This window comes from Pseudomonas sp. JV414, from assembly GCF_032424305.1.
Taxonomy (GTDB): domain Bacteria; phylum Pseudomonadota; class Gammaproteobacteria; order Pseudomonadales; family Pseudomonadaceae; genus Aquipseudomonas; species Aquipseudomonas lini.
This window is the reverse complement of record NZ_VYKC01000004.1, coordinates 128,383-152,384: the sequence shown is the minus strand read 5'-3', so window position 1 is coordinate 152,384 and position 24,002 is coordinate 128,383. Positions and strand designations below refer to the sequence as shown.

Genomic DNA, 24,002 nt, shown 5'->3' with positions numbered 1-24,002 from the left:
TGGCTCTACTGGTCCATTCCTGTCTTAGACTGATGTGTAGCTTTAAGTATCGTTTTGCTCAGCAAGTAAGTTACAGGCAGAAGCAGGACAATGATCAAAAGCGGCGCTATTTCTTTAGGTATGCCTAATCTCTCCACCATAAGGCTAAGCATTAAGGCAGCCAATATGTACTGGAGCAGATACACTAAAGGGTAGGCCATCAAGCCTTTCCATGATTTTTTTACATTGAAAACAATTTGTGCGTTAAACAGGTACGAAAATACGATTCCGGTTATATAAGCGATGACATAGGATTTTTGATAGCTTATATACATGTTAAGCAATAAATAGATTCCATAGGTCAGGAGGGTGTTTAAAAAACCTCCTGCCAGGAACGATACCCATCGGCGTACATGTTCTTTTGAAATGGTAATGCTCACTAGTTTTTCGAGCCTGTTATTTTCAAAAAGTCGGAGTAGTCCCGAATGTAATCAGCCGCGTCATAGTAGTCGGAAGTGAATACCAGCAGGACAGCATCTTCCGAGTACTTATACTGGATACCCCAGATCAAGGGTGGCAAGTAAATGCCTTTGTTCGGAGCGTCGAGCATCACTTCTGCGCGGCTTTGACCGTCATCTACCACTACAGCGCAACTCCCTTTGACGCAGATAAGGAATTGATGGCATTTGTGATGAGCATGTTCGCCGCGGGTTTTTTGGCTGGGTACGTTAAACACCAGGAAATAGCGCTTCGGAATAAACGGGATTTCCTTTTCGAATTCGCCGACCGACAAATCGCCCCGCATGTCCGCTACGTATTTGAAGCTGTGTGAGGTGACTTCGCCCACTCCTACCCTTGTAATCCCTTCTTGCGACTCCGCGTTTTCAACGAGCTTCGGTTTTTCGCTGTTGTCGCTTGCCGCTGAATTCTCTACGTATCCGGTAATCCGCGCCGGTGACCCTGTCACAATCGCATACGGAGGCACGGATTTGGTGACCACCGCGCCAGCTCCTACCATTGCACCAATACCGATGGTGACTCCTGGGAGGATCACGGCGCCACCGCCGATCGAGGCCTTGTCGTGTATCACCGTTGGCAGAAACGTTTCCGGGTAAATCTTGGAGCGAGGAAACTTGTCATTGGTGAACGTGACATTCGGACCAATAAACACATCATTACCAATTCGCAGTCCATCCCAGACATACACGCCAGACTTGATTGTCGTTCTGTCGCCGATAACGACATCGTTTTCAATCAGGCAATGGGAGCAGATGTTCACATCTGCACCGATCACAGCGTCGGGGAAAACAACAACGTACTGCCAGACACGGGTGTTTTGGCCGATGCTGGTGCTTTTAACATCTGCGCTGGGATGGATAGTCGGGTTAGACATGATCAGCTTGCTCCCTATTGTTCAATTGCATGCTCACGACTGCCAACGGTCGTTGTTTGGTGTTCTCATAGGCGCGCCAGGCATAGGTGCCTACAAGGCCCAAACCCAGAAGATTCAAAGTACCCAGCAGCAGGACCACGACCATGGTGGCGGCATACCCTGGTACTGCGATGGTGCCGTGAATTCTTGCAATGATGACCATCAGGCCTATTACAGCTGACACCAATGAGCCTATCGCACCCATTTTGATCAAAAGACGAATAGGGTAGTCGGTGAAAGCGAAGACGCTGTCCATCATGTATTCCAGCTTCTTCTTGAACGTCCAAGCTGACTTGCCTTCCTGGCGAACCTGGCGATCGTAGTCGACGAATTTTCTTCTGAAACCGAGCCAGAATATTAATGCGATCAACGACGAACGAGATTCTTCAAGCTTCAGAAGCTGCTCTTTGAAGGCGTTGTTGCAGCCAAAGATATCCACGCCACCTTTAGGCATGTCGTGGACCACCAGCTTTCTATAGAGGCCCCAGAACATTGAAGAGGCCAGTCGGCTGAAAAGCGGATCCTTACGGGCGTTACGTGTCCCGATGGCCACATCACACTCATCGTTCGACAGCGACTGGAAGAAGCTGATCAACAGTTCCGGTGGTTCCTGCAGGTCGGCCGCCATGACGCCGAAATATTCCCCGGTTGCTGCCATCAGGCCCGTACGAATGGCCGGGAAAGAGCCGAAATTCCTCGAATGAGCAATTAACTGCGCGGAAAAAGGCAGGTTTGGCAGTTCTTTTTGAATCAACTCAAACGATGCATCCGGGCTGCCATCGACGACAAAAACCGCTTCTACCTCGTTGTTCAGACTCTCGTTGATTTCGCTGAGAGCCTGAATCAAGCGTGGAATGGATTCTGCGTTTTTGTAAACCGGGATGATGATCGAGTATGTCATGCAGCCCATCCATTGACTGCTTTGATCACTGCGCTGACTTCATGCTCTTCCATTTCTGGATAGCATGGCAGAGTCAAAATCTCTTTTGCCAAACGCTCGGTGTTGGCCAAGTGGCAGTCAACATTCACGTTCTTGAATACAGGTTGTTTGTAGTCAGGAATCGGGTAGTGGACCTCGGAAGCGATTTGCAAGCCACGCAGATGTTGCTGCAGGGAGTCCCGTTTCGGGCTCTTGATCACATAAAGGTGAGCGACCCAGGCATCGCTTTTCCCTTGCGGATGAACAATGTCAGGTTGATTTATTTCATTGCGATAACGTTCGGCAATTTCGTTGCGTCGGGCATTGCCCTGATCAAGATGGGGCAGGAACTCGGAGAGAATGGCAGCTTGCATTTCGTCCAGGCGGCTGTTTCTGGCTCCGCTCAGCTCCACGCAGTATTTGGAAGACCAGCCGTATTGACGCAATTGTGAGACTCGCTGCGCAATTTCAGCAGAGTTGGTGACTACTGCACCGCCGTCGCCAAGCGCGCCGAGGTTTTTTGTCGGGTAGAAACTGAAGCTCGAGGCGTTCCCGAATGTCCCTACACGTTTGCCATGCAGGCTGGCTCCGTGTGCTTGTGCGCAATCTTCCAGGAGCGCAATGCCGTTGTCCGCGCAGAAAGTGGCGATTTCCTGGATTTCCGGGATAGCCAAACCATAAAGGTGAGTGACGACGACGACTTTGGCGCCTGCCTCAACGGCACGTTTGACTTGGGCAAGCGTTACGACCTGGGTATCGAAGTCGACATCCATGAAGGTGGGTACGGCACCAATGGCCAGGACCGAAGTGGTGGTATACATGCCGGCGTTGGCGACAGTAGCGACCACGTCACCTTTTTCAACACCCAGAGCCTTGAGGGCCAATTCAATTGCATCGGTGCCATTGGCGACGGTTATGCAGTGGTCAGCGCCCAGGTATTGGGCAAAGGACGCTTCAAAACGTTTGACCTCCGGACCCAGCACAACCCATCCGCTGGACACCACGCGTTGGATGGATGCATCGATCTGATCTCGGTATTTGGCGATTTTCGCGCTGAGATTATTGATTTGCTGCATCGATGTGCTCCCTTCGAGGCCTGGCCTATTGAATTTAGTATTTATTTTGAATCACTTGCTGACGCCAGCCATCTTGGCTAGACGCCTAGGCTCTACTCAGTGAGCTTTTAGTCAAAATTGGGTGGATTCTATCTCTCCCGGGTGTTTGCTCCAACCGGTGTGATGGAAATTCGTCTTGAATCGATAGCGTGGAATTCCTCATCTGCGGACCAGACGCTTGGCGGTCGGAGGGAGGGCTGGGGGTAACACACAAATTCAGCGCTCAAAATGACGTCTTTTCGTGATAGATTATTCCATTGCTATCAATTTTTTAAATCGGTTTGAAATGTCAAAAAAAATACTTGTAACCGGTGCTACGGGGTTTCTGGGAAGTGCTCTGGTAAAGCATTTCTGCACGTTACCGGAAACATCGGTTGTGGCTCCGCTCAGAAATTTGAATAGCAAGTTGCCCGAAGTAGTACAAAAGATTTATATATCGAATATAGATCGAGCCACCAATTGGGCTCAGTCTCTTTCCGGTGTGAATGTGATTGTGCATTCGGCGGCTCGAGTGCACGTCATGCACGAGGATCCGGCGCAATCGCTGGAAAAATTTCGTGCGGTCAATGTCGAAGGGACACTTAACCTGGCGCGGCAGGCCATACTGGCTGGCGTTAAAAGATTCATCTTTATCAGTTCTATCAAAGTCAATGGGGAAACTACTGCGTCAGGACGTGCGTTCTCTGCAGATGATATTCCACTGCCTTCGGATTCATATGCGATTTCCAAGTGCGAAGCAGAACAACAACTTATGCAACTGGCCCAGGATGGAGCCATTGAAGTTGTAATCATCCGTCCGGTGCTTATTTACGGTGCAGGTGTAGGTGCGAACTTTCAGCAAATGATGCGATGGTTGATCAAGGGTATTCCGCTACCATTCGGGGCGGTGAACAATCAGCGAAGCCTAGTATCACTGCAAAATGTCGTTGATCTGATCAATACGTGTGTCGATCATCCCCACGCTGCGAATCAGGTCTTTCTGGTAAGCGATGATAGTGATGTTTCAACGACCCAGTTGATGCGGCGCCTTGTCACTTATTTGGGGGCGAAAACCTGGCTTATACCCGTTCCTGCCGGGTTGCTGCTGTTCCTGGCTGGCTTATTGGGACGACGTGCGGTAGCTCAACGGCTTTTCGGCTCATTGCAGGTCGATATCCAGAAAAACAAGGAATTGCTCGGGTGGCGTCCACCTGCAAGTCTGGATGAAGGGTTGAAATTGACCGCGCAGCATTTTCTGGAGTCTCGCCAAAAATGAATTATGCGTGGTTCATTCCAGTGGCTGTCTGTATTTCCTTTTTTCTGACGGCGGCGTTACGCAAGTACGCGATTTCTCGAAGATTGATGGATGTCCCGAACGCCCGTAGTTCTCACGTGGTTGCAACACCGCGCGGTGGTGGCGTAGCAATTGTCGTGGCTTTTATTGTGTCGTTGGTATTTCTGTACGCCGCTGGACTGATTGCGCCATCTGCCTTTTTCGCGAGTGCAGGGGCAGGGCTCTCGATAGCGTTGATTGGTTTTATGGACGATCACGGACATATCGCCGCACGCTGGCGTTTGTTGGGGCATTTCGCGGCGGCGGTCTGGTTGCTGGGCTGGATGGGTGGTTTGCCTCCAATCGCACTGTTTGGCGTGTATGTCGATATGGGCTGGGCAGGTCATGTGCTGGCAGCTTTCTATCTGGTGTGGTTACTCAATCTCTACAACTTCATGGACGGAATCGATGGCATTGCCAGCGTAGAAGCGATGTGTGCCTGCCTGGGAGCCTGTCTGCTTTATTGGTTGGCAGGTCTGGACAGCCTGATTTGGGGACCGTTGTTGCTCGCCGCTTCTGTGGCAGGTTTCCTTTATTGGAATTTCCCACCCGCGAAGATTTTCATGGGCGACGCCGGCAGTGGATTTCTTGGCATGGTGCTGGGGGGGCTTTCTCTGCAGGCGGCGTGGGTGAGTGCGCCTATGCTATGGGCCTGGCTGATTTTGCTTGGGGTATTCATCGTCGATGCGACATTTACGCTGTTTCGCCGTTTGTTTAGAGGGGAGAAAGTCTATGAAGCGCATCGCAGTCATGCCTACCAATTTGCCTCACGTCGCTTCGGCAAGCATTTACCGATAACGATCGCTGTTGGCATGATCAATCTGTTCTGGCTGTTGCCAATAGCCGTGTGCGTGACACGTTTTGGTCTGGACGGAGCTTTGGGGGGCATTTTGGCTTATGTGCCACTGATCGTGCTGGCAATAAAATTTCGCGCCGGAAATCAGGAAGATTCAGCGGTATAGAACTAAGCAGCTACTACTCTGTCATTAGGTTTAGAGTGATTGCGGCGCGCCTTTGAGGTTTCAGGTGAAGGGGCTGCAGAGAGGAGGACTAAGGTGTTTGAAGGGTTTATGGATAAAATCAGAGCGTACCTGGTAGGGCTCCCTCGGCGTCGAAAAAGGTTAATTCAGGTCGCTACAGACATCCTGCTGGTCTGGATCGCCCTGTGGCTAGCGTTTATCGTGCGTCTGGGCCTGGATGATATGTACAACCCCTTGAGAGTCCATTTTTGGCTCTTCGCCTGTGCCCCAATTATCGCTATTCCCTTGTTCATACGTTTTGGCATGTACCGTGCCGTCATGCGCTATTTCGGTAATGACGCCCTCATCGCCATTATCAAGGCCGTTAGCCTTTCGTCGCTTATTCTGGCTGTCGTTGTCTATTGGTACAGCAATCACGAAACGGTAGTGCCACGCTCCATCGTTTTCAACTACTGGTGGCTAAGCCTCGTCATCATCGGCGGTCTGCGCTTGTGCATGCGCCAGTACTTCATGGGCGACTGGTTCACAGCCGCCCAGCATGTACCGTTCACCAGTCGCGATGATGGCCTAACCAAGGTCGCCATTTACGGTGCAGGCGTGGCGGGCAATCAACTGGTTGCAGCACTTCGCATGGGCCGAGTCATGCGCCCCGTGGCGTTCATCGACGACGACTCCAGCATCGCCGATCGCTCTATCTCTGGTCTACAGGTCTACAAGCCCAAACACATCCAGCAGATGATCGACGTCACCGGTGCACAGGAAATCCTTCTGGCCCTACCGTCGTCCACCCGCGCGCGACGCAGGGAAATTCTCAATCTGCTGGAAGGTTTCCCGCTTCACGTACGAAGTGTTCCGAATTTCACCGATCTGGCCAGCGGCAGGGTCAAGGTTGAAGACATTCAGGAAGTGGATATCGCTGACTTGTTGGGTCGTGACGCCGTGCCAGCCCAGGCCGATTTGCTTGAGCGCTGTATCAAAGGCAAGACCGTGATGGTCACTGGTGCTGGCGGATCGATCGGTTCGGAGCTGTGCCGGCAGATCTTCTCCCTTGGCCCGACCACGCTTCTGCTGTTTGAGCACAGTGAGTTCAACCTCTACAGCATCTTGTCGGAATTGGAGCAGCGCGCCTGCCGTGAGTCGGTACCGGTCAAGTTGCTGCCTATCCTCGGCTCCATACGTCACCCGCACAAACTGCTCGATGTGATGAAGACCTGGCGCGTAGATACCGTTTATCACGCCGCCGCTTATAAGCATGTGCCGATGGTCGAGCACAATATCGCTGAAGGCGTGCTCAACAATGTCATGGGCACGTTGAATACCGCTCAGGCTGCCTTGCAGTCGGGTGTGGCCAACTTTGTGCTGATCTCAACCGATAAAGCTGTACGTCCGACCAACGTCATGGGCAGTACCAAGCGTCTGGCGGAGTTGACCCTTCAGGCCCTCAGTCGTGAAATCGCCCCGGTACTGTTTGGCGACAAGGCGAATGTATCCCGGGTCAACAAAACCCGTTTCACCATGGTTCGTTTTGGCAATGTGCTTGGGTCGTCCGGTTCGGTGATTCCGTTGTTCCACAGTCAGATCAAGTCCGGTGGCCCGCTGACGGTCACGCACCCGAAAATTACCCGCTACTTCATGACCATTCCCGAAGCCGCGCAGTTGGTAATCCAGGCCGGATCCATGGGGCAGGGCGGTGATGTGTTCGTCCTGGACATGGGTGAACCGGTGAAGATCATCGAACTGGCGGAGAAGATGATTCACCTGTCCGGTTTGAGCATCCGCTCGGAGAAGAACCTGCACGGTGACATTTCCATTGAGTTCACTGGCCTGCGTCCGGGCGAGAAGCTCTACGAAGAGTTGCTGATCGGGGATAACGTCGCTGCGACGCCACATCCGATGATCATGTCCGCCAACGAAGACCATCTGCCCTGGGACGTGCTCAAGGGCCGTTTGACTGAGCTGTTGTTGGCTGTCGAGGAGGATGATTACTCCCGCGTGCGCCAGCTCCTGCGTGAAACGGTCAGCGGCTATACCCCTGACGGCGAGATTGTCGACTGGATCCACCAGCAACGCCGTCTCGAGCCTTGATTGTTTCACATCCTGCAACAGACACACTTTTGACAGCTCCACCACATCGCCTAAGTTTAGGAGGCAGCTTCGGAAAAGCTGCTTTCTCAATCGATGTCATGGAGCTTCATTTATGCGTACTGGCTATTTCTACTCTCTGGTTTTTGCCCTGCTCACCAGCGCCTCTATTGCGGCCATCGCTGCGCCAACGGCTGCGCCAGAGGCTGCCAAGGCACCCTTGATGCTGGACGCTGCCGCCAAGGCTCAAACCGCCAAGGTCGATCTCAATGGGGCTGATGCGCCGACTCTGCAGCGCGAGTTGTCCGGGATTGGTGAAGCGAAGGCCAAGGCGATTGTTGCTTATCGTGAGAGTAATGGTCCGTTTTCGTCCATCGACGAATTGCTGGAAGTGAAAGGGATCGGCAAAGCCATTCTGGACAAGAATCGCGAGAAGCTGGAAGTGAACTAAGCTTATAAATCCACACCAAGAGGCCGGTCATTGACCGGCCTTTTTGCATATTGCCGCAGAGGGTGATTTGACGCCTTTCATCAGAAGACAAAAAATTACGACTATCATATAACGCTTAAATTATGCCTATAATAAATTCGTTATTCGCTGAAGCGCTTTGACATTCAGGCACTTCGCCTTCCTCAAGCATCCTCCAGGAGCATTGTCATGAATTCTGTCCAGAACCAAGGTACGGCCCTCGTCACCGGTGTTTCTTCCGGCATCGGGGCGGTTTACGCGGAGCGGTTGGCGGCGCGCGGTTTTGATTTGTTGCTGGTTGCCCGTGATCTGGAACGGCTGGAGGCCGCGGCGAGCAAGTTGCGCGCCGCGCATGGTGTTCAGGTGGAGGTACTGAAGGCGGATCTGACGCAAAAGGATGATGTGTTGAAGCTTGAGCAGCGTCTGCGCAGCGATTCGAGTATCAGCCTGTTGCTGAACAACGCCGGTGTCGCGGCGGATGGTTTGCTTGCCAACGCGGATATGGATCAGCTGGAGCGGTTGATTCAGCTGAACGTCACCACGGTGACGCGGCTGGCCTCGGCGGCGGCGGCCAGTTTTACCAAGGCGGGTCGTGGGACGATTATCAATATTGCATCGGTGGTGGCGTTGTTTCCAGAGCGGTTCAATGCGACGTACAGCGCGAGCAAGGCTTATGTGTTGAGTCTCACTCAGTCGTTGAACGCCGAACTGGAAGGCACCGGGGTCCAGGTTCAAGCGGTGTTGCCGGGTGTAACACGCACCGAGATTTTGGAGCGCTCCGGTATCGATGCGTCCCAGATTCCGGCGGACATGATCATGGAGGCGGGGGAGATGGTCGACGCGGCGTTGTCGGGTCTGGACCAGGGTGAGTTGATCACCATTCCTTCGTTACCGAATGCCTCCGAGTGGGAGGCCTTTATGGCGGCGCGTCATGCGATGGCGCCGAATCTATCCAGAAGCACGGCCGCCACGCGTTACAAGTGAGGCACCATGAATAGGCTTGAGGTATTTGCGTTATGAGTAATCGTCGAGTGGTGGTCACGGGCATGGGCCTGGTGTCGCCGTTGGGTAGTGGCGTCGAAGCGGTTTGGGCACGTCTATTGGCCGGGCGCTCCGGGTTGCGGGCGTTACCGGACGAGGTGGTTGCCGATCTGTCCACCAAGGTCGGTGGCGCGGTGCAAACTCTGGCGGAAGATCCCGAGGCGGGTTTCGATCCGGACCGGGCGACACCGCCCAAAGAGCAGAAGAAGATGGATCGCTTCATTATGTTTGCCATGGAGGCGGCGCGTCAGGCGCTGGAGCAGGCCGGTTGGCAACCGCAGGACGCCAAAGCCCAGGAACGCACTGCCACCATTATTGGTTCGGGCGTGGGTGGTTTCGGCGCGATTGCCGATGCGGTGCGCACCACCGACAACCGTGGCCCGCGACGTTTGTCGCCGTTCACCATTCCTTCGTTTCTGGTCAATCTTGCCGCGGGCCATGTGTCGATCGAGCACGGTTTCAAGGGCCCTTTGGGGGCTCCGGTAACAGCGTGCGCGGCCGGGGCTCAGGCGATTGGTGATGCGGCGCGGCTGATTCGATGTGGCGAGGCGGACATTGCGGTGTGCGGCGGTGCGGAGGCGGCGATCGATCGTGTCAGTCTCGCCGGGTTCGCGGCGGCTCGAGCCTTGTCCAGCGGTTACAACGACACCCCGGAGCGCTCCTCGCGACCGTTCGACAGTGGTCGCGATGGCTTTGTGATGGGCGAGGGCTCGGGCCTTTTGGTAATCGAATCCCTGGAACATGCACTGGCGCGCGGCGCTCAGCCGTTGGCCGAGCTGGTCGGTTACGGCACCAGCGCCGATGCTTATCACCTGACCGCGGGGCCTGAAGATGGCAGCGGTGCGCGTCGGGCGATGTCGCTGGCGTTGGCTCAGGCGGGTATTTCGCCGGCACAGGTGCAGCATCTCAATGCTCACGCAACTTCGACACCGGTTGGCGATCTCGGGGAATTGGCGGCCATCAAGTCGCTGTTCGGCTCGGACAACAAGATAGCGGTATCGTCGACCAAGTCCGCGACCGGGCATTTGCTCGGTGCCGCAGGCGGGATCGAGGCGATCTTTACGCTGTTGGCGCTCCGCGATCAGGTGGTGCCGGCCACGCTCAACTTCGATAACCCGGATCCAGCAGCCCAAGGCGTGGACATTGTTCATGGTCAGGCGCGGCCAATGACGATCGAGTACGCCATGTCCAACGGCTTCGGATTTGGCGGCGTGAACGCCAGCGTGTTGTTCAAATATTGGGAGGACTAGTTCACGACAGGTGATGGCACGAATAGTGACTACTCATTCGCTGACGATTGTTGAACAATCTAGAGGCGTTGAGTATGAGCAGCGGACTGTCCCTGGCCGACCACATCACATTGGAGTTACGCGCTGACATCATCGGCGGGCGTTTGCTGCCCGGCATGGCGTTGGTGGAAAACGATCTGGTGTCGGCCTACAACGCCTCGCGAAACACGATTCGCGAGGCGTTGCACCGTCTGGGTCAGGAAGGGCTGACCCGTTATGTCCGCAACAAAGGCGTGATGGTGCGTAGGCTGGGGGCTGATGATGTGCGCGATCTGTTCAAGGTCCGTCGCACCCTGGAACTGCAAGCCATCAGCGCCAGTCAGCCACTGCGTGATTATCAGTCCGACCGGATGCTCGAAGCCCTGGAAGCCACCGAGTTGGCCCGGGAGCGTGAGGACTGGCGTGCCGTCGGCACCCACAGCCTGGCATTTCACCAACACATCGTCGGATTGCTGCGCAGTCCATTGTTTGATGAGTTCTTCACCAACGTCGTCGCGCAACTGCGCCTGGTGTTTTGCACCGCTCCCGATGAATCACGTTTTCAGGCGCCCTGGCTGGCGCGAGACCGGCAGATACATGACTTGCTAGCCGACGGCGACAAACGCGCGGCCGGGGACGCCATGAGCCTTTATCTCGACGACTCCGAACACCTCCTGTTGCAGATGCTTGCCCCTTCTTCCCATCATTGATTGAGGATTTTGTGCCATGTACAAAGACTATCCGGCGGCCTATCAAGTCAGCAAAGGCTCGGCCTTGCAGGTGGATACGGCTTTCTACGAGAGAGTCCGGGACAAGAAAGAGGGGCGCACGCTGATCGAGCAGTTCGAAGTGCCGATCCGCACCGGCCGCGCCTGGAATGTGCCGGCCGGGCATGTGTTCAGGGTCACGACCCCGGTCGGCCCGCAAGTCGGGGACTTCAATGTCTGGAATGCCCACGACCCGCGCGAACGCTTGTGGGCAGCGCGGACCCGGCAGTTGCAAGGGGCGCATGTCAGCACCCATGACCGGCTCTGGTCGAACCTGCCTTTCTTACGACCGTTGGTGACTATCACCGACGATAGCCTGGCCGGGTATGGTATCGACGAACATGGCGGGCGTTTGCACGACTTGCTGGGGACGCGCTGCGATCCGTATGTGAACAAAATGCTCACCGGTGAGGACTTCCATCATCACTGCCACTCGAATTTGACTCGCGCAGTGTTACCCCATGGCCTGACCGAGTTTGACGTGCATGATGTGCTGAACATTTTCCAGTGCACCGGCCTGAATCACGATGACATGTACTTCATGAAAGCCTGCCCGGCGCAGCAGGGCGATTACCTGGAGTTCTTTGCCGAGATTGATTTGCTGTGCGCGCTATCGACCTGCCCGGGTGGGGATTTGTCGCTGGCCATGTGGGGGCCGGATGCGCAAGATCCGCTGAGTGTGTGTCGGCCGTTGGGGGTGGAGATTTATCGGTTGGAGGATTCTTTGCTCAAGGGCTGGAGCCAACCGGAGCGTGCGGCGTACAAGGGGCAGCATGGCTTGCACATTGCCAAGGCGGATTGGGAAAAGTAAGAGCAAAAAGATCGCAGCCTTCGGCAGATCCTACAGGGAAACGCATATTCCGTGTAGGAGCTGCCGAAGGCTGCGATCTTTTGATCTAGCGGTCCTGCGCATCCTTGGCATCCGCTTCCGCATTACGTTCGGCGACGCGCTTACGTTGCTCTTCGGTCAATTCGACCTTGTTGGCGGTGTCGCGCAGCATCATCAAACCACCAACGATCGAGCCGATGGCAACGATCAGAATCAACCAGGCATACCAAGGCATAGGAGTTCTCCTTAAGGGCAGGCCGGTGGGCGAGAGTTTCGCCAACCGACCCTGCATACCACTTTTGAGCGATCAATTTTCGCAGTGGTTCCATTCTATGCCTGTTATGTCCCGTTCATCTGCGCCATATCTTCGAAACTTGCACTTTCCCCGTAGGAGCTGCCGCAGGCTGCGATCTTTTGATCTTCGGCGCCAGATGCATCGATGAAGATCAAAAGATCGCAGCCTGCGGCAGCTCCTACAGGGAAGTGGTTTGAAGTCAGAGCCCGGTCAACATCGCATCCGCGGGCGCATCGGCACGCAACTGCGCCGTCAGCATGAAATACACAAAACCCACTGCCATGAAGCCCAGGAAAATCAACCCGATCAAGGTATTGAACCAGGCCATCGCCACCAGGCAAACCACCGCCAGCATCAGCGCAATGAAGGGCACCAACGGGTAGCAGGGCGCGCGGAAAGTACGTTCCAGGTTCGGCTCGGTTTTACGCAGTTTGAACAGGCTGAGCATGCTCATGATGTACATCACGATCGCGCCGAATACCGCCATGGTGATCATCGCAGCTGTCAGCGTCATGCCGCCAAGGTTGATCAAGCCGTCGCTGTAGATCGCCGCGATGCCGATCACGCCACCGGCGATGATCGCCCGGTGCGGGGTCTGGAAGCGCGACAGTTTGGCCAGGGATGCCGGCAGGTAACCGGCACGGGCGAGAGCGAAGAACTGCCGCGAGTAGCCGAGGATGATCCCGTGAAAACTCGCCACCAGGCCGAACAAGCCGATCCAGACCAGCATGTGCAACCAGCCGGAGCTTTCGCCGACCACGGCTTTCATGGCTTGCGGCAGCGGATCGTTGATGTTCGACAGGGTGCGCCAGTCGCCGACACCGCCGGCAAAGAACATCACGCCCATGGCCAGCAGCACCAGGGTCAGGATGCCGCTGATGTAAGCCTTGGGAATTGTGCGTTTCGGGTCCTTGGCTTCTTCGGCAGCCATGGCTGCACCTTCGATGGCCAGGAAGAACCAAATGGCAAACGGAATGGCCGCGAACATGCCGGCAATCGCGGGTGCACCGAACACATCAGAACCGGCCCAGCCGTTGAGCGCGAAGTTACTGAAGCTGAACGCCGGGGCGACCACGCCCATGAATACCAGCAACTCGGCGACCGCCAATACGCAGACCACCAGTTCGAAGGTTGCTGCGAGTTTCACACCGAGGATGTTCAGGCCCATGAACACGATGTAGGCACCGACCGCCGCGTGTTTCGGGTCGAGGGCCGGAAACTGCACGTTCAGGTAGGCACCGATCGCCAGGGCAATCGCCGGTGGGGCGAAGACGAATTCGATCAGGGTCGCCAGCCCGGCAATCAATCCACCTTTTTCTCCAAAGGCGCGGCGGCTGTAGGCAAAAGGACCGCCGGCATGGGGAATTGCGGTGGTCAGTTCGGTGAAACTGAAGATGAAGCAGGTGTACATCGTGGCGACCATGAACGAAGTCACCAGGAAGCCAAGTGTCCCGGCAACGCCCCAGCCATAACTCCAGCCGAAGTACTCCCCGGAAATCACCAGCCCGACCGCGATACCCCACAGGTGCAGCGTGCCCAGCGTGGGTTTGAGTTGTGTGTTCATGCGTTGCTCCCAGAACGGTTTGGAATGCTCGGGGGAGGGCGTGTGCAGCGGGCGTGCCATTTTGCAAGTGAGCGTCGCAAAGCGCTGAAAGCTGTCGTATCGGGGATGTTAGCGGCTGAATGGGGGCTGTTTGTGCGCCAGTTGGGGGCGTTGTTGCCTGTGCTGCCGTCTTCGCGAGCAAGCCCGCTCCCACATTTGGAATGCGTTTACCCACACAACTCCGATCCCTGTGGGAGCGGGCTTGCTCGCGAAGAGGCCCGCCCTGCCTCCGCAAAATTTCCCACTCTTTACGCTTTATTTATGCCCCGCCCCACCCCTCGATCTCGCGCCTTTACAGCCTCCCTGCAGACAATCACTCCACACGCGGCAATACGCCGTAACACGGAGAACTTCCATGAGCGTTCTGGATGGGGTGTCACTGCTATTGGCAGTGGGGCTGTTCATTTATCTGTTGGTTGCGCTGTTGCGCGCGGACCGGAACTAGGAGCGGCTATGCACAGTTATGACTATTGGCTGATCCTCGCCTTCTTCGCCGTGGTGCTGATCCCGGCACCGTTTCTGGGACGCTTCTACTACAAGGTGATGGAAGGGCAGCGCACCTGGCTTTCGCCGATCCTTGGGCCGGTGGAGCGTGGCTGTTATCGGGTGGCCGGTGTCGATCCACAGATCGAACAGAGCTGGCAGAAATACACCCTGGCCTTGCTCGCCTTCAACCTCGCCGGTTTTTTGCTGCTGTTTGCGATCCTGGTGTTTCAGGATTACTTACCGCTGAATCCGCAAAACCTGCCGGGTCAGGAGTGGACGCAAGCGTTCAACACCGCCGTCAGTTTCATGACCAATACCAACTGGCAGTCCTACAGCGGCGAAGCGACCCTCAGCTACCTGAGTCAGATGGTTGGCCTCACCGTGCAGAACTTCGTCAGCGCCGCCACCGGTCTGGCGGTTCTGGTTGCGCTGTGTCGTGGCATCGGTCGCAAATCAACCAAGACCCTCGGCAACTTCTGGGTCGACATGACCCGCGCCACTCTCTATGGCCTGCTGCCGCTGTGCCTGCTGCTGGCGCTGTTTCTGGTCTGGCAGGGCGTGCCACAAACTTTCGCCCACTACGTGAATGCCGTGACGATGCAAGGCGTCGATCAGGTGATCCCGCTCGGCCCGGCTGCCAGCCAGATTGCGATCAAGCAACTGGGCACCAATGGCGGTGGTTTCTTCGGCGTCAACTCGGCGCATCCGTTCGAAAATCCGACAGCCTGGAGCAACCTGTTCGAAGTCTCCTCGATCATTCTGATTCCGGTGGCGCTGGTGTTCACCTTCGGCCATTACGTGAAAGACCTGCGTCAGAGCCGCGCGATCATCGCCTGCATGCTGGCGCTGTTTTTGATCGGCGGCGCGACGTCGTTGTGGGCTGAGTACCAACCCAATCCGACCCTGGCCAACGTCGCCGTCGAACAGACCGCGCCGCTGGAAGGCAAGGAAGCACGCTTCGGCACCACCGCCACTGTGCTGTGGTCGGTGACTACCACTGCGGCGTCGAACGGTTCGGTCAACGGCATGCACGACAGCCTTAACCCGCTGAGCGGCATGGTCGCGATGATCAACATGATGGTCGGCGAAGTGATCTTCGGCGGCGTCGGAGCAGGGCTCTACGGCATGTTGCTCAACGTGCTGATCGCGGTGTTCCTCGCCGGGCTGATGATCGGCCGCACCCCGGAATACCTCGGCAAGAAACTGCAAGCCCGGGAAGTTCAGTTGCTGATGGTGACCTTGTTGGTGATGCCGGTGGGTGTGCTGGTGCTCGGCGCGATTGCCGCCAGCCTGCCAGGCCCGGTTGCGGCGGTAAGTAACCCCGGTGCTCACGGTTTCAGTCAGTTGCTTTATGCCTACACCTCGGCCAGTGCCAACAACGGTTCGGCGTTTGCGGGATTTGGGGCGAACACGGCATTCCACAACCTGATGCTGGGACTGGGCATGTTGATCGGGCGCTTCGGTTACATCCTTCCGGTACTGGCCCTGGCCGGCAGCCTGGCGATGAAGAAAACCGCGCCGATCGGCCAGAACAGTTTCCCGACCCATGGTCCGCTGTTCGTGACCCTGTTGACCGTGACCATTTTGCTGGTGGGTGGCCTGACATTCCTGCCGACATTAGCGCTGGGCCCGATTGCCGAACATCTGAGTTTAGGCTTCTGAGGAGCTGATGATGAATATGCCCGCAACTAAAGCCGTCGTCGCCAAGGCGCCGGAACAACCAAAAACCGCGATCTCGGCTCTGTGGCGTCCAGCGCTGGTGCAAGCCTTCGTCAAGCTCGACCCACGGCAATTGCAGCGTGCGCCGGTGATGCTGGTGGTGGAACTGACCGCCATCCTCACCACGGTGCTGTGCTTCATTCCCGATAGCGCCGTGCCGACCTTCGTCGCCGCGCAAATCGCCTTGTGGCTGTGGTTCACCGTGTTGTTCGCCAACTTCGCCGAAGCGCTGGCAGAAGGTCGCGGCAAGGCCCGCGCCGACAGCCTCAAGGCCGGCAGTGAAGGCTTGAGTGCCCGTCGCAAAACTGCCAATGGCAGCTTTCAAGTGGTACCGGCCACCAGCCTGCGCAAGGACGATGTGGTGCGCGTCGAAGCGGGGGAGATGATTCCCGGTGACGGCGAGGTGATCGAAGGTATCGCGGCGGTCAACGAAGCGGCGATTACTGGTGAATCGGCGCCGGTGATTCGCGAGTCCGGTGGCGACCGCTCGGCTGTCACCGGCAATACCCGACTGGTGTCCGACTGGCTGCTGGTGCGCATCACCGCCAACCCCGGCGAGTCGACTCTCGACCGCATGATCGCGCTGGTCGAAGGCGCCAAACGCCAGAAAACCCCGAACGAAGTAGCGCTGGATATCCTGCTGATCGGCTTGACCCTGATCTTCCTGCTGGTGGTGGTGACCCTGCAACCGTTCGCCCACTTCGCCAACGGCAGCCTGCCGTTGGTGTTCCTGGTGGCGTTATTGGTCACGCTGATTCCGACCACTATCGGCGGTTTGTTGTCGGCCATTGGTATCGCCGGGATGGACCGTCTGGTGCGCCTGAACGTGATCGCCAAGTCCGGTCGCGCCGTGGAAGCGGCGGGGGACGTGCATGTTCTGTTGCTGGACAAGACCGGCACCATCACCTTCGGCAACCGTCGTTGCTCCGCGGTCTATGCCGCGCCTGGCGTCACCGCCAAAGAGCTGGCCGAAGGTGCGTTATTCGCCTCCCTGGCCGATGACACCGCTGAAGGAAAATCCATCGTCGAATACCTGCGCGGTCTTCACCCGCAACCCGAGCCGTCCGCCGAGGTGCTGACCGCCGTGCCGTTCAGCGCTGAAACCCGCTTGTCCGGTGTCGACTATCAGGGCCGGGTCTATCGCAAAGGCGCCGTGGATTCGCTGCTGACCTTCGTCGGACTGAAACGCGCCGATCTGGCCGCGCCTCTGTCCCGGGAAATCGACAAGATCGCTCAAAGTGGCGGCACGCCGTTGCTGGTCTGCGTTGACGGAAAATTGCTCGGTGTTATCCACCTCAAGGACGTGGTCAAGCCTGGCATCCGCGAGCGTTTCGCCGAACTGCGCAAGCTGGGGATTCGCACGGTCATGGTGACCGGCGACAACCCGCTGACCGCTGCGGCGATTGCTGCCGAAGCGGGTGTGGATGACGTGCTGGCCGAAGCCACACCGGAGAAGAAACTGGCGCGCATTCGCCACGAGCAGAACGACGGTCGGCTGGTCGCCATGTGCGGTGACGGCGCCAACGATGCTCCGGCTTTGGCTCAGGCGGACGTGGGCATGGCGATGAACGATGGTACGCAAGCGGCGCGTGAGGCGGCGAACATGGTCGATCTCGACAGCGATCCGACCAAGCTGTTGGACGTGGTGCAGATCGGCAAGGAATTGCTGGTGACCCGCGGTGCGCTGACAACCTTTTCCATCGCCAACGACGTGGCCAAGTACTTCGCGATTCTGCCGGCGCTGTTCGCCTCGATCTACCCGCAATTGGGTGTGCTCAACGTCATGCACCTGAGCAGTCCGCAGAGCGCGATTCTGTCGGCGATTGTGTTCAACGCGTTGATCATTGTGGTGCTGATTCCGCTGGCATTGCGCGGTGTGAGGGTGCAGGCGGTGAGTGCGGCGGCGTTGCTGCGGCGCAATCTGCTGATCTATGGGCTGGGCGGGATTCTGGTGCCGTTCGTGGGGATCAAGGCGATCGACATGCTGTTGACGGCGTTGCATCTGGTTTGAGGTTGATCTGAGTGTGCGGGCTTTTGTGGTGAGGGGCTTTTGTGGCGAGGGGGCTTGCCCCCGTTGGGTTGCGCAGCAGCCCCAAAACCTAAAACCTCATTTCTTCAGACATACCGCATGCATCGGGCTGGCGACTGCTTCGCAACCCAACGGGGGCAAGCCCCCTCGCCACAAAAGCCCCTTTGCCACAGGGCTGAGCAGTAGCTTCCAGACCTGATTTTTTTATCGAATCGAGGATTGTGAAATGTCCACACTGATACGTCCGGCCCTGAGCCTGTTGATGCTGATGACCCTGATCACCGGCGTCGCTTACCCCTTGGTGGTCACCGGTGTCGCCCAGGTCGCCTTCCCGGATCAGGCCAACGGCAGCCTGGTGCGTGATGCCGACGGCAAGGTCCGCGGTTCGTCGCTGATCGCGCAGGATTTCGTCGGCGACACCTGGTTCCACCCACGGCCATCGGCCGGTGCCTTTGCCACCGTGTCGAGCAGCGCCAGCAACTTCTCGCCAAGCAATCCGGCGCTGGCCACTCGGGTTATCGACGATGCCAACAAACTGCTGGTGCCCGGCCAGGGGCCGGTGCCGTTGGCCTTGCTGACCACCTCCGGCAGTGGCCTCGATCCGCACTTGCCACCGGCCGCGATTGCCTATCAACTGGCGCGTGTTGCGGCGGCGCGCAGTCTGCCGGTGTCTACGCTTGAGCAACTGCTGGACGCGCACATCGAGCAGCCGTTGGTAGGGCCGCCGGTGGTGAATGTGTTGGCGCTGAATAGGGCGCTGGAAAAACTGTAGATCAAAAGATCGCAGCCTGCGGCAGCTCCTACAGATCAAAAGATCGCAGGCTTCGCCAGCTCCTACACTGCCCGTGTCGACCCCGCGACCTCTGTAGGAGCTGCCGCAGGCTGCGATCTTTTATGGCAACACCCCAATCCCAAGTCGAACAAGGCAATGACAGATGAGTGACTCCGGCCGCGCCGACGCGCTGTTAGCAGACCTGCCCCGCGATGGCCGTGGCCGGCTCAAGGTTTTTCTCGGCGCCGCGCCCGGTGTCGGCAAGACCTACGCCATGTTGCAGGCCGCCCACACTCAGTTGCGCCAAGGTGTGAAAGTCATGGCCGGGGTGGTCGAAACCCACGGTCGCGCCGAAACCGAAGCGCTACTGGCTGGCTTGCCGCAGCAACCGTTGGTGCGCTCGGAATACCGTGGCGTGATGCTCGAAGAAATGGACCTCGACGGTCTGCTGGCCGCCAAGCCGAAACTGGTGCTGGTGGACGAACTGGCCCACAGTAATGCCCCCGGCAGTCGTCACGCCAAACGCTGGCAAGACATCCAGGAATTGCTGGCCGCCGGCATCGACGTGTTCACCACGGTCAACGTCCAGCATCTGGAAAGCCTCAACGATCAGGTGCGCGGCATCACCGGCGTACAGGTGCGCGAAACCCTGCCGGACTGGGTGTTGCAAGAAGCCTACGAACTGCTGCTGATCGACCTGCCGCCGCGTGAGTTGCTGGAGCGTCTGCGCGACGGCAAAGTCTACGTGCCGGAGCAGGCGCGGGCGGCCATCGATGCCTTTTTCACCCAGACCAACCTCACCGCCCTGCGAGAGCTGGCGATGCAAACCGCTGCCGCTCAGGTCGATAACGATCTGGCGCAAGGTTATCGCCAGTTGGGGCAGGCCGCACCGGCGGTGCGCGGTCGTTTGCTGGTGGGCGTCGATGGCGATGCTCAGGCCGAGCGCCTGGTGCGTCACGCCAGTCGAGTGGCCCAGCGGCGGCATTTGCCATGGAGCCTGGTGCACGTGGACAACGGCCGTGTGCGCGACGAGCAATCGCGCCTGCGCCTGCAAAGCGCTCAGCAACTGGCCGAACGCCTCGGTGGCGAAGTGGTGTTGCTGCGTGCGGGCGAGGTGGCGAAAACGTTGATCCAGCACGCCACTGAACGACGCGCCAGCTTGGTGCTGGTGGGCCAGTCACGTCAGCGTTTGCGTCGACGGTTGTTCGGCGGCGGTCTGGCGTCACGTTTGCTGCGTGATGCTCGCGGGCTGGAAATCAACGTGCTCGACAGCGATCAGGAACAGCATCAGCCGCGCCAACGCTCGGCGCAGTCGCTGGTCTGGTTCGACTACGCGTTGGCGCTGGTGGCGACGGTGCTTGCCAGTGCCCTGGCCTGGGCGGTGTCGAGTATCTTGCCGCTGCCGAACATCTCGCTGGTGTTCCTCGCGGCGGTGTTGCTGGTGGCGGTGCGCAGCAGCCTCGGCCCGGCGCTGGCCTGCGCGGCGCTTTCATTTCTGACCTATGACTTTCTGTTCATTCCGCCGAATTTCTCCTTCAGCATCCAGCGTGAAGAAGACGTGCTGACCTTGCTGTTTTTCCTGCTGATGGCGGCCCTCACCGGCAACCTGGCGGCTCGGCAACGGCGGCAATTGCAGGCCTTGCGCGACACCCAGGAAGAAACCAGCGAACTGCTCGACCTGTCGCGCAAACTCACCGCCGCCACCGACCGTCAGGCCGTGGTCAGCGCTGCGGCGCAGCACCTCAATGGCTGGAACGATCTGAAACTGTGCCTGCTCAATCGCGATGGCCAGAGCGGCTGGAAAGTTGAAACCGGCGGGCCGCTGGAGTTTTCCGAAGCCGAGCGCGCCGCCGCCGATTGGGCGTGGCAACACGACCAACCGGCCGGCGCGGGCACCGGCACCTTGCCGTTCGGGCGCTGGTGGTGGTGGCCGTTGTCGGTGGACGATGGGCCTTTGGCACTGCTCGGCGTGTGTGCCAAAGAAGGTCAGACCTTGAGCGGCCAGCGGCGGCGCTTGCTGACTGCGCTGAGCCAACCGCTGGCCCAGGCGTTGGCCCGTGCGCAACTGGCCGATGACCTTGAGGCGGCGCGCTTGCATGGCGAAACCGAGCAACTGCGTAGCGCGTTGCTGGCCTCGGTGTCCCACGATTTACGCACGCCGCTGACCTCCATGCGCGGCAGCATCGACAGCCTGCTGGCACTTGGCGAGGCGATTCCCCTGGAGGACCGCCGCGAACTGCTCGAAGGCACCCGCGATGAAGCCGAACGGCTGGATCGCTACATTCAAAACCTGCTGGACATGACTCGCCTCGGCCACGGCGCCCTGAAGCTGGCGCGGGACTGGGTGTCGCCGGCAGACATCGTCGGCAGTTCGCTCAATCGTCTGCGCGCGGTGCTGGCGTCGCTGCAGGTCATTACCGAAGTGCCGGCCGAATTGCCGCTGCTCTATGTGCATGCCGCGTTGATCGAGCAAGCGCTGGTCAACGTATTGGAAAACGCCGCGCGTTTCTCACCGCCCCGCGGGCGTCTTGAATTGCGTGCCGGAGCCACTGACAGCGAACTGTTTTTTTCGGTGAGCGATGAAGGGCCGGGGATTCCGGAAGAGGAGCGGGCGAAGATTTTCGACATGTTTTACACCGCCGCTCGCGGCGATCGCGGTGGGCAGGGCACCGGGTTGGGGCTGGCAATCTGTCAGGGCATGGTCGGTGCCCATGGCGGGCGGATCAGCGTCGCCGACGGCATCGAAGGGCGCGGCACCTGCATCACGCTGCACCTGCCGTTGCAGACTCAGCCGGGATTGGACAGTGAAGCCTGATCTCGCCTGCGCTACTCTCTTGCCACTTCTTTGTGTTGATGTGAATTCATGAGCCAGACCGCGACCATTTTGGTCATCGATGACGAACCGCAGATTCGAAAATTCCTGCGCATCAGCCTCGTTTCCCAAGGCTACAAAGTGTTGGAGGCCGGCACCGGCACGGAAGGCCTGGCCCAGGCCGCATTGAACAAACCCGACCTGCTGGTGCTCGACCTCGGCCTGCCGGACATGGACGGCCAGCAGGTGCTGCGTGAGTTTCGCGAGTGGTCGACGGTGCCGGTACTGGTGCTGTCGGTGCGCGCCAGCGAAGGGCAGAAAGTCCAAGCCCTTGATGGCGGCGCCAACGACTATGTGACCAAGCCGTTCGGCATCCAGGAATTTCTGGCCCGAGTGCGCGCATTGCTGCGTCAGGCGCCGACCGGTGAGGCCCAGGAAGCGGCGCTCAGTTTCGGTCCGCTCACCGTGGACCTGGCTTATCGCCGGGTGCTGTTGGACGGCATCGAAGTGGCGCTGACTCGCAAGGAATATGCGGTACTGGCGCAACTGGCGCGGCATCCTGGGCGAGTCATCACCCAGCAGCAATTGCTCAAGGACATCTGGGGGCCGACCCATACTGAAGACAGTCACTATCTGCGGATAGTGGTCGGGCACCTGCGGCAGAAACTGGCGGATGATCCGACTCAGCCACGGTTTATCGTTACTGAAGCCGGGGTTGGGTATCGGTTGTTGAGTGAGGACAGCCTTTAGTTTTTGTGGCGCCTGATCCTGCGCCATCGCGGGCAAGCCCGCTCCCACAGTGTTCCGGGTGTTCACAGATCATGTGACCGCCACAAAACTCTGTGGGAGCGGGCTTGCCCGCGATGAGGCCCTTTGATTCACCCGAGAACCTCAAGAGTCCCGTTCATTCTCATACCGATCCAGCGTATCCCGCGCAATCTCGCGCCCCAGCGCGATCAACTCCGGCGCCTTGTAGAACTCGAAAAACCGACACACCCGCTTGGGCACGTTGATCAAAATATCTGGCGGATACCCGGCAATCTTGTACTGCGCCAATGACGTCTGCATCACCTCGAAACTCTGGTTGATCAGGTCCAGCAAGGACGCCGGCCCGACGTTGTCGATGATGAACGACCCGGTGGCGGATTTCGGTGCGCCGTTGCTTTCCGGGGCCGCCGCCGGTTGTTGGCCTTCGGGCTCGGCGGATTCGATCCAGGGGTTGATATCGGCGGCTTCGGCCATCAACGCTTCCTTTTCCAGCAGCAGCAATTGTTCGGCCTGTTTGCGGCGGAAGGGCAATTTCGAACCCAACGAGTTGATCAGGCTGTCGAAGCGGGTCTTGAACGCGGCCGGGCGCTGGATCACCGGCAGTTGATAGTGACGCTGGTTGGTTGAGTTGAGGTTGACCGCGATGATCAGGTCGCAATGGCTCGACACCACCGGCACGATCGGCAACGGGTTGAGGATACCGCCGTCCACTAGCATTCGATTGCCCTGCATCACCGGCGTGAACAGGCTGGGGATCGCCGCCGAGGCGCGCATGGCCTGGTGCAGGCAGCCTTCCTGGAACCAGATTTCCTGTTGGTTGGTCAGGTCCGTGGCCACGGCCGTATAGGGAATGCGCAGGTCTTCAATGTTGATCTCGCCGACGATCTTGCGGATCTGCCCGAAGACCTTCTCCCCGCGAATCGCGCCCAGGCGAAAGCTGACGTCCACCAGACGCAACACGTCGAGGTAATCCAGGCTCTCGATCCAGTCGCGATAATCGTTGAGTTTACCGGCGGCATAGATCCCGCCGACCACCGCGCCCATGGAGCAACCGGCGATGCAGGCGATGTCGTAGCCGCGCCGTTCGATCTCTTCAATGACGCCGATATGGGCGTAGCCCCGGGCGCCACCCGAGCCCAACACCAGTGCGACACGCTTTTTCATGAATCGACCTCTCTGACAAGGTTCAACAATGCACCTATCGAGGGGCAAGCTTCAATCGCTAGGGTCGTTCGGCGAGGCCAGTGCGTCGTTTTTTGACACTCCGGGAAGGCGAATGGGTATTCTCGCGGGCGCTGTGATTTTCACGGCGGGTTTCCAATTCG

General features: G+C 58.1%; 21 protein-coding genes. 14 read left to right on the top strand and 7 right to left on the bottom strand.

Annotated elements, in window-relative coordinates:
* Window positions 1-5: 5 nt before the first annotated feature.
* From F6R97_RS07865 to F6R97_RS07850, 4 genes are read right to left on the bottom strand one after another with little or no spacing between them, the layout of a single operon-like run.
* The gene (locus F6R97_RS07865) at window positions 6-419 is read right to left on the bottom strand and encodes a GtrA family protein (protein ID WP_315866355.1); all 414 of its coding nucleotides are present in this window, start codon (window positions 417-419) and stop codon (window positions 6-8) included.
* On the bottom strand, window positions 419-1,372 hold the full coding sequence (locus F6R97_RS07860) for a WxcM-like domain-containing protein (protein WP_315866354.1): 954 nt from the start codon (window positions 1,370-1,372) through the stop codon (window positions 419-421). Before F6R97_RS07860 ends, F6R97_RS07865 begins: the two co-directional genes overlap by 1 nt.
* Window positions 1,365-2,312, bottom strand: coding sequence for a glycosyltransferase family 2 protein (locus tag F6R97_RS07855; RefSeq protein ID WP_315866353.1), 948 nt, complete (start codon window positions 2,310-2,312; stop codon window positions 1,365-1,367). Before F6R97_RS07855 ends, F6R97_RS07860 begins: the two co-directional genes overlap by 8 nt.
* Entirely contained in the window at window positions 2,309-3,406 is a 1,098-nt protein-coding gene (locus F6R97_RS07850) for a DegT/DnrJ/EryC1/StrS family aminotransferase (protein WP_315866352.1), read from the bottom strand. Before F6R97_RS07850 ends, F6R97_RS07855 begins: the two co-directional genes overlap by 4 nt.
* A 280-nt stretch (window positions 3,407-3,686) precedes the next feature.
* On the opposite strand from F6R97_RS07850, the gene F6R97_RS07845 reads away from it, so the two are divergent.
* From F6R97_RS07845 to F6R97_RS07810, 8 genes are all read left to right on the top strand, one after another.
* Entirely contained in the window at window positions 3,687-4,700 is a 1,014-nt protein-coding gene (locus F6R97_RS07845) for an SDR family oxidoreductase (RefSeq protein ID WP_315866351.1), read from the top strand.
* Complete coding sequence (locus tag F6R97_RS07840; RefSeq protein WP_315866350.1) at window positions 4,697-5,719, top strand: glycosyltransferase family 4 protein; 1,023 nt, start codon at window positions 4,697-4,699, stop codon at window positions 5,717-5,719. Before F6R97_RS07845 ends, F6R97_RS07840 begins: the two co-directional genes overlap by 4 nt.
* 108 nt (window positions 5,720-5,827) lie before the next feature.
* On the top strand, window positions 5,828-7,822 hold the full coding sequence (locus F6R97_RS07835) for a nucleoside-diphosphate sugar epimerase/dehydratase (RefSeq protein ID WP_315866349.1): 1,995 nt from the start codon (window positions 5,828-5,830) through the stop codon (window positions 7,820-7,822).
* Window positions 7,823-7,934: 112 nt separating this feature from the next.
* Entirely contained in the window at window positions 7,935-8,270 is a 336-nt protein-coding gene (locus F6R97_RS07830; RefSeq protein ID WP_038982182.1) for a ComEA family DNA-binding protein, read from the top strand.
* A 207-nt stretch (window positions 8,271-8,477) separates the two neighbouring features.
* Window positions 8,478-9,272 (top strand): SDR family oxidoreductase, encoded by a 795-nt coding sequence (locus tag F6R97_RS07825; protein ID WP_315866348.1) that lies wholly within the window; start codon window positions 8,478-8,480, stop codon window positions 9,270-9,272.
* Window positions 9,273-9,304: 32 nt separating this feature from the next.
* A complete protein-coding gene (gene fabF, locus F6R97_RS07820) occupies window positions 9,305-10,579 on the top strand; it encodes a beta-ketoacyl-ACP synthase II (RefSeq protein WP_315866347.1) in 1,275 nt (424 codons plus the stop codon).
* A 74-nt stretch (window positions 10,580-10,653) separates the two neighbouring features.
* On the top strand, window positions 10,654-11,307 hold the full coding sequence (locus tag F6R97_RS07815) for a GntR family transcriptional regulator (RefSeq protein ID WP_007899808.1): 654 nt from the start codon (window positions 10,654-10,656) through the stop codon (window positions 11,305-11,307).
* Window positions 11,308-11,323: 16 nt separating this feature from the next.
* On the top strand, window positions 11,324-12,175 hold the full coding sequence (locus F6R97_RS07810) for an urea carboxylase-associated family protein (protein WP_315866346.1): 852 nt from the start codon (window positions 11,324-11,326) through the stop codon (window positions 12,173-12,175).
* Window positions 12,176-12,260: 85 nt separating this feature from the next.
* Here the strand turns inward: F6R97_RS07810 and F6R97_RS07805 are convergent, their stop codons facing one another.
* Window positions 12,261-12,428, bottom strand: a complete 168-nt coding sequence (locus F6R97_RS07805; protein WP_008006000.1) for a DUF2897 family protein — start codon at window positions 12,426-12,428, stop codon at window positions 12,261-12,263.
* Between the two features lie 259 nt (window positions 12,429-12,687).
* Complete coding sequence (eat, locus tag F6R97_RS07800; protein ID WP_008071671.1) at window positions 12,688-14,052, bottom strand: ethanolamine permease; 1,365 nt, start codon at window positions 14,050-14,052, stop codon at window positions 12,688-12,690.
* Window positions 14,053-14,446: 394 nt separating this feature from the next.
* On the opposite strand from eat, the gene kdpF reads away from it, so the two are divergent.
* The 6 genes from kdpF to F6R97_RS07770 all read left to right on the top strand — a co-directional run bounded on the left by kdpF (window position 14,447) and on the right by F6R97_RS07770 (window position 22,659).
* Window positions 14,447-14,536, top strand: coding sequence for a K(+)-transporting ATPase subunit F (kdpF, locus tag F6R97_RS07795; protein WP_007899818.1), 90 nt, complete (start codon window positions 14,447-14,449; stop codon window positions 14,534-14,536).
* 8 nt (window positions 14,537-14,544) lie between these two features.
* A complete protein-coding gene (kdpA, locus tag F6R97_RS07790) occupies window positions 14,545-16,239 on the top strand; it encodes a potassium-transporting ATPase subunit KdpA (protein WP_315866345.1) in 1,695 nt (564 codons plus the stop codon).
* A gap of 10 nt (window positions 16,240-16,249) precedes the next feature.
* A complete protein-coding gene (gene kdpB, locus F6R97_RS07785) occupies window positions 16,250-18,307 on the top strand; it encodes a potassium-transporting ATPase subunit KdpB (protein WP_315866344.1) in 2,058 nt (685 codons plus the stop codon).
* A gap of 244 nt (window positions 18,308-18,551) precedes the next feature.
* A complete protein-coding gene (gene kdpC, locus F6R97_RS07780) occupies window positions 18,552-19,097 on the top strand; it encodes a potassium-transporting ATPase subunit KdpC (protein WP_315866343.1) in 546 nt (181 codons plus the stop codon).
* Window positions 19,098-19,260: 163 nt separating this feature from the next.
* Window positions 19,261-21,912, top strand: coding sequence for a sensor histidine kinase KdpD (locus F6R97_RS07775; RefSeq protein WP_315866342.1), 2,652 nt, complete (start codon window positions 19,261-19,263; stop codon window positions 21,910-21,912).
* Between the two features lie 48 nt (window positions 21,913-21,960).
* Window positions 21,961-22,659 carry a response regulator gene (locus F6R97_RS07770; RefSeq protein WP_315866341.1) on the top strand — a complete coding sequence of 233 codons (699 nt, stop codon included), beginning with the start codon at window positions 21,961-21,963 and terminating at the stop codon, window positions 22,657-22,659.
* Between the two features lie 141 nt (window positions 22,660-22,800).
* On the opposite strand, the gene F6R97_RS07765 is transcribed toward F6R97_RS07770, so the two are convergent.
* Window positions 22,801-23,841 (bottom strand): patatin-like phospholipase family protein, encoded by a 1,041-nt coding sequence (locus F6R97_RS07765; RefSeq protein ID WP_007899830.1) that lies wholly within the window; start codon window positions 23,839-23,841, stop codon window positions 22,801-22,803.
* Window positions 23,842-24,002: the final 161 nt, after the last annotated feature.

Bases quoted from the DNA above. Each gene is read 5' to 3' on its own strand.
- F6R97_RS07860 (WP_315866354.1), bottom strand. From the start codon at position 1,372: ATGTCTAACCCGACTATCCATCCCAGCGCAGATGTTAAAAGCACCAGC.
- F6R97_RS07855 (WP_315866353.1), bottom strand. From the start codon at position 2,312: ATGACATACTCGATCATCATCCCGGTTTACAAAAACGCAGAATCCATT.
- F6R97_RS07850 (WP_315866352.1), bottom strand. From the start codon at position 3,406: ATGCAGCAAATCAATAATCTCAGCGCGAAAATCGCCAAATACCGAGAT.
- F6R97_RS07840 (WP_315866350.1), top strand. From the start codon at position 4,697: ATGAATTATGCGTGGTTCATTCCAGTGGCTGTCTGTATTTCCTTTTTT.
- F6R97_RS07835 (WP_315866349.1), top strand. From the start codon at position 5,828: ATGGATAAAATCAGAGCGTACCTGGTAGGGCTCCCTCGGCGTCGAAAA.
- F6R97_RS07830 (WP_038982182.1), top strand. From the start codon at position 7,935: ATGCGTACTGGCTATTTCTACTCTCTGGTTTTTGCCCTGCTCACCAGC.
- F6R97_RS07825 (WP_315866348.1), top strand. From the start codon at position 8,478: ATGAATTCTGTCCAGAACCAAGGTACGGCCCTCGTCACCGGTGTTTCT.
- fabF (WP_315866347.1), top strand. From the start codon at position 9,305: ATGAGTAATCGTCGAGTGGTGGTCACGGGCATGGGCCTGGTGTCGCCG.
- F6R97_RS07815 (WP_007899808.1), top strand. From the start codon at position 10,654: ATGAGCAGCGGACTGTCCCTGGCCGACCACATCACATTGGAGTTACGC.
- F6R97_RS07810 (WP_315866346.1), top strand. From the start codon at position 11,324: ATGTACAAAGACTATCCGGCGGCCTATCAAGTCAGCAAAGGCTCGGCC.
- F6R97_RS07805 (WP_008006000.1), bottom strand. From the start codon at position 12,428: ATGCCTTGGTATGCCTGGTTGATTCTGATCGTTGCCATCGGCTCGATC.
- eat (WP_008071671.1), bottom strand. From the start codon at position 14,052: ATGAACACACAACTCAAACCCACGCTGGGCACGCTGCACCTGTGGGGT.
- kdpF (WP_007899818.1), top strand. From the start codon at position 14,447: ATGAGCGTTCTGGATGGGGTGTCACTGCTATTGGCAGTGGGGCTGTTC.
- kdpA (WP_315866345.1), top strand. From the start codon at position 14,545: ATGCACAGTTATGACTATTGGCTGATCCTCGCCTTCTTCGCCGTGGTG.
- kdpB (WP_315866344.1), top strand. From the start codon at position 16,250: ATGAATATGCCCGCAACTAAAGCCGTCGTCGCCAAGGCGCCGGAACAA.
- kdpC (WP_315866343.1), top strand. From the start codon at position 18,552: ATGTCCACACTGATACGTCCGGCCCTGAGCCTGTTGATGCTGATGACC.
- F6R97_RS07775 (WP_315866342.1), top strand. From the start codon at position 19,261: ATGAGTGACTCCGGCCGCGCCGACGCGCTGTTAGCAGACCTGCCCCGC.
- F6R97_RS07770 (WP_315866341.1), top strand. From the start codon at position 21,961: ATGAGCCAGACCGCGACCATTTTGGTCATCGATGACGAACCGCAGATT.
- F6R97_RS07765 (WP_007899830.1), bottom strand. From the start codon at position 23,841: ATGAAAAAGCGTGTCGCACTGGTGTTGGGCTCGGGTGGCGCCCGGGGC.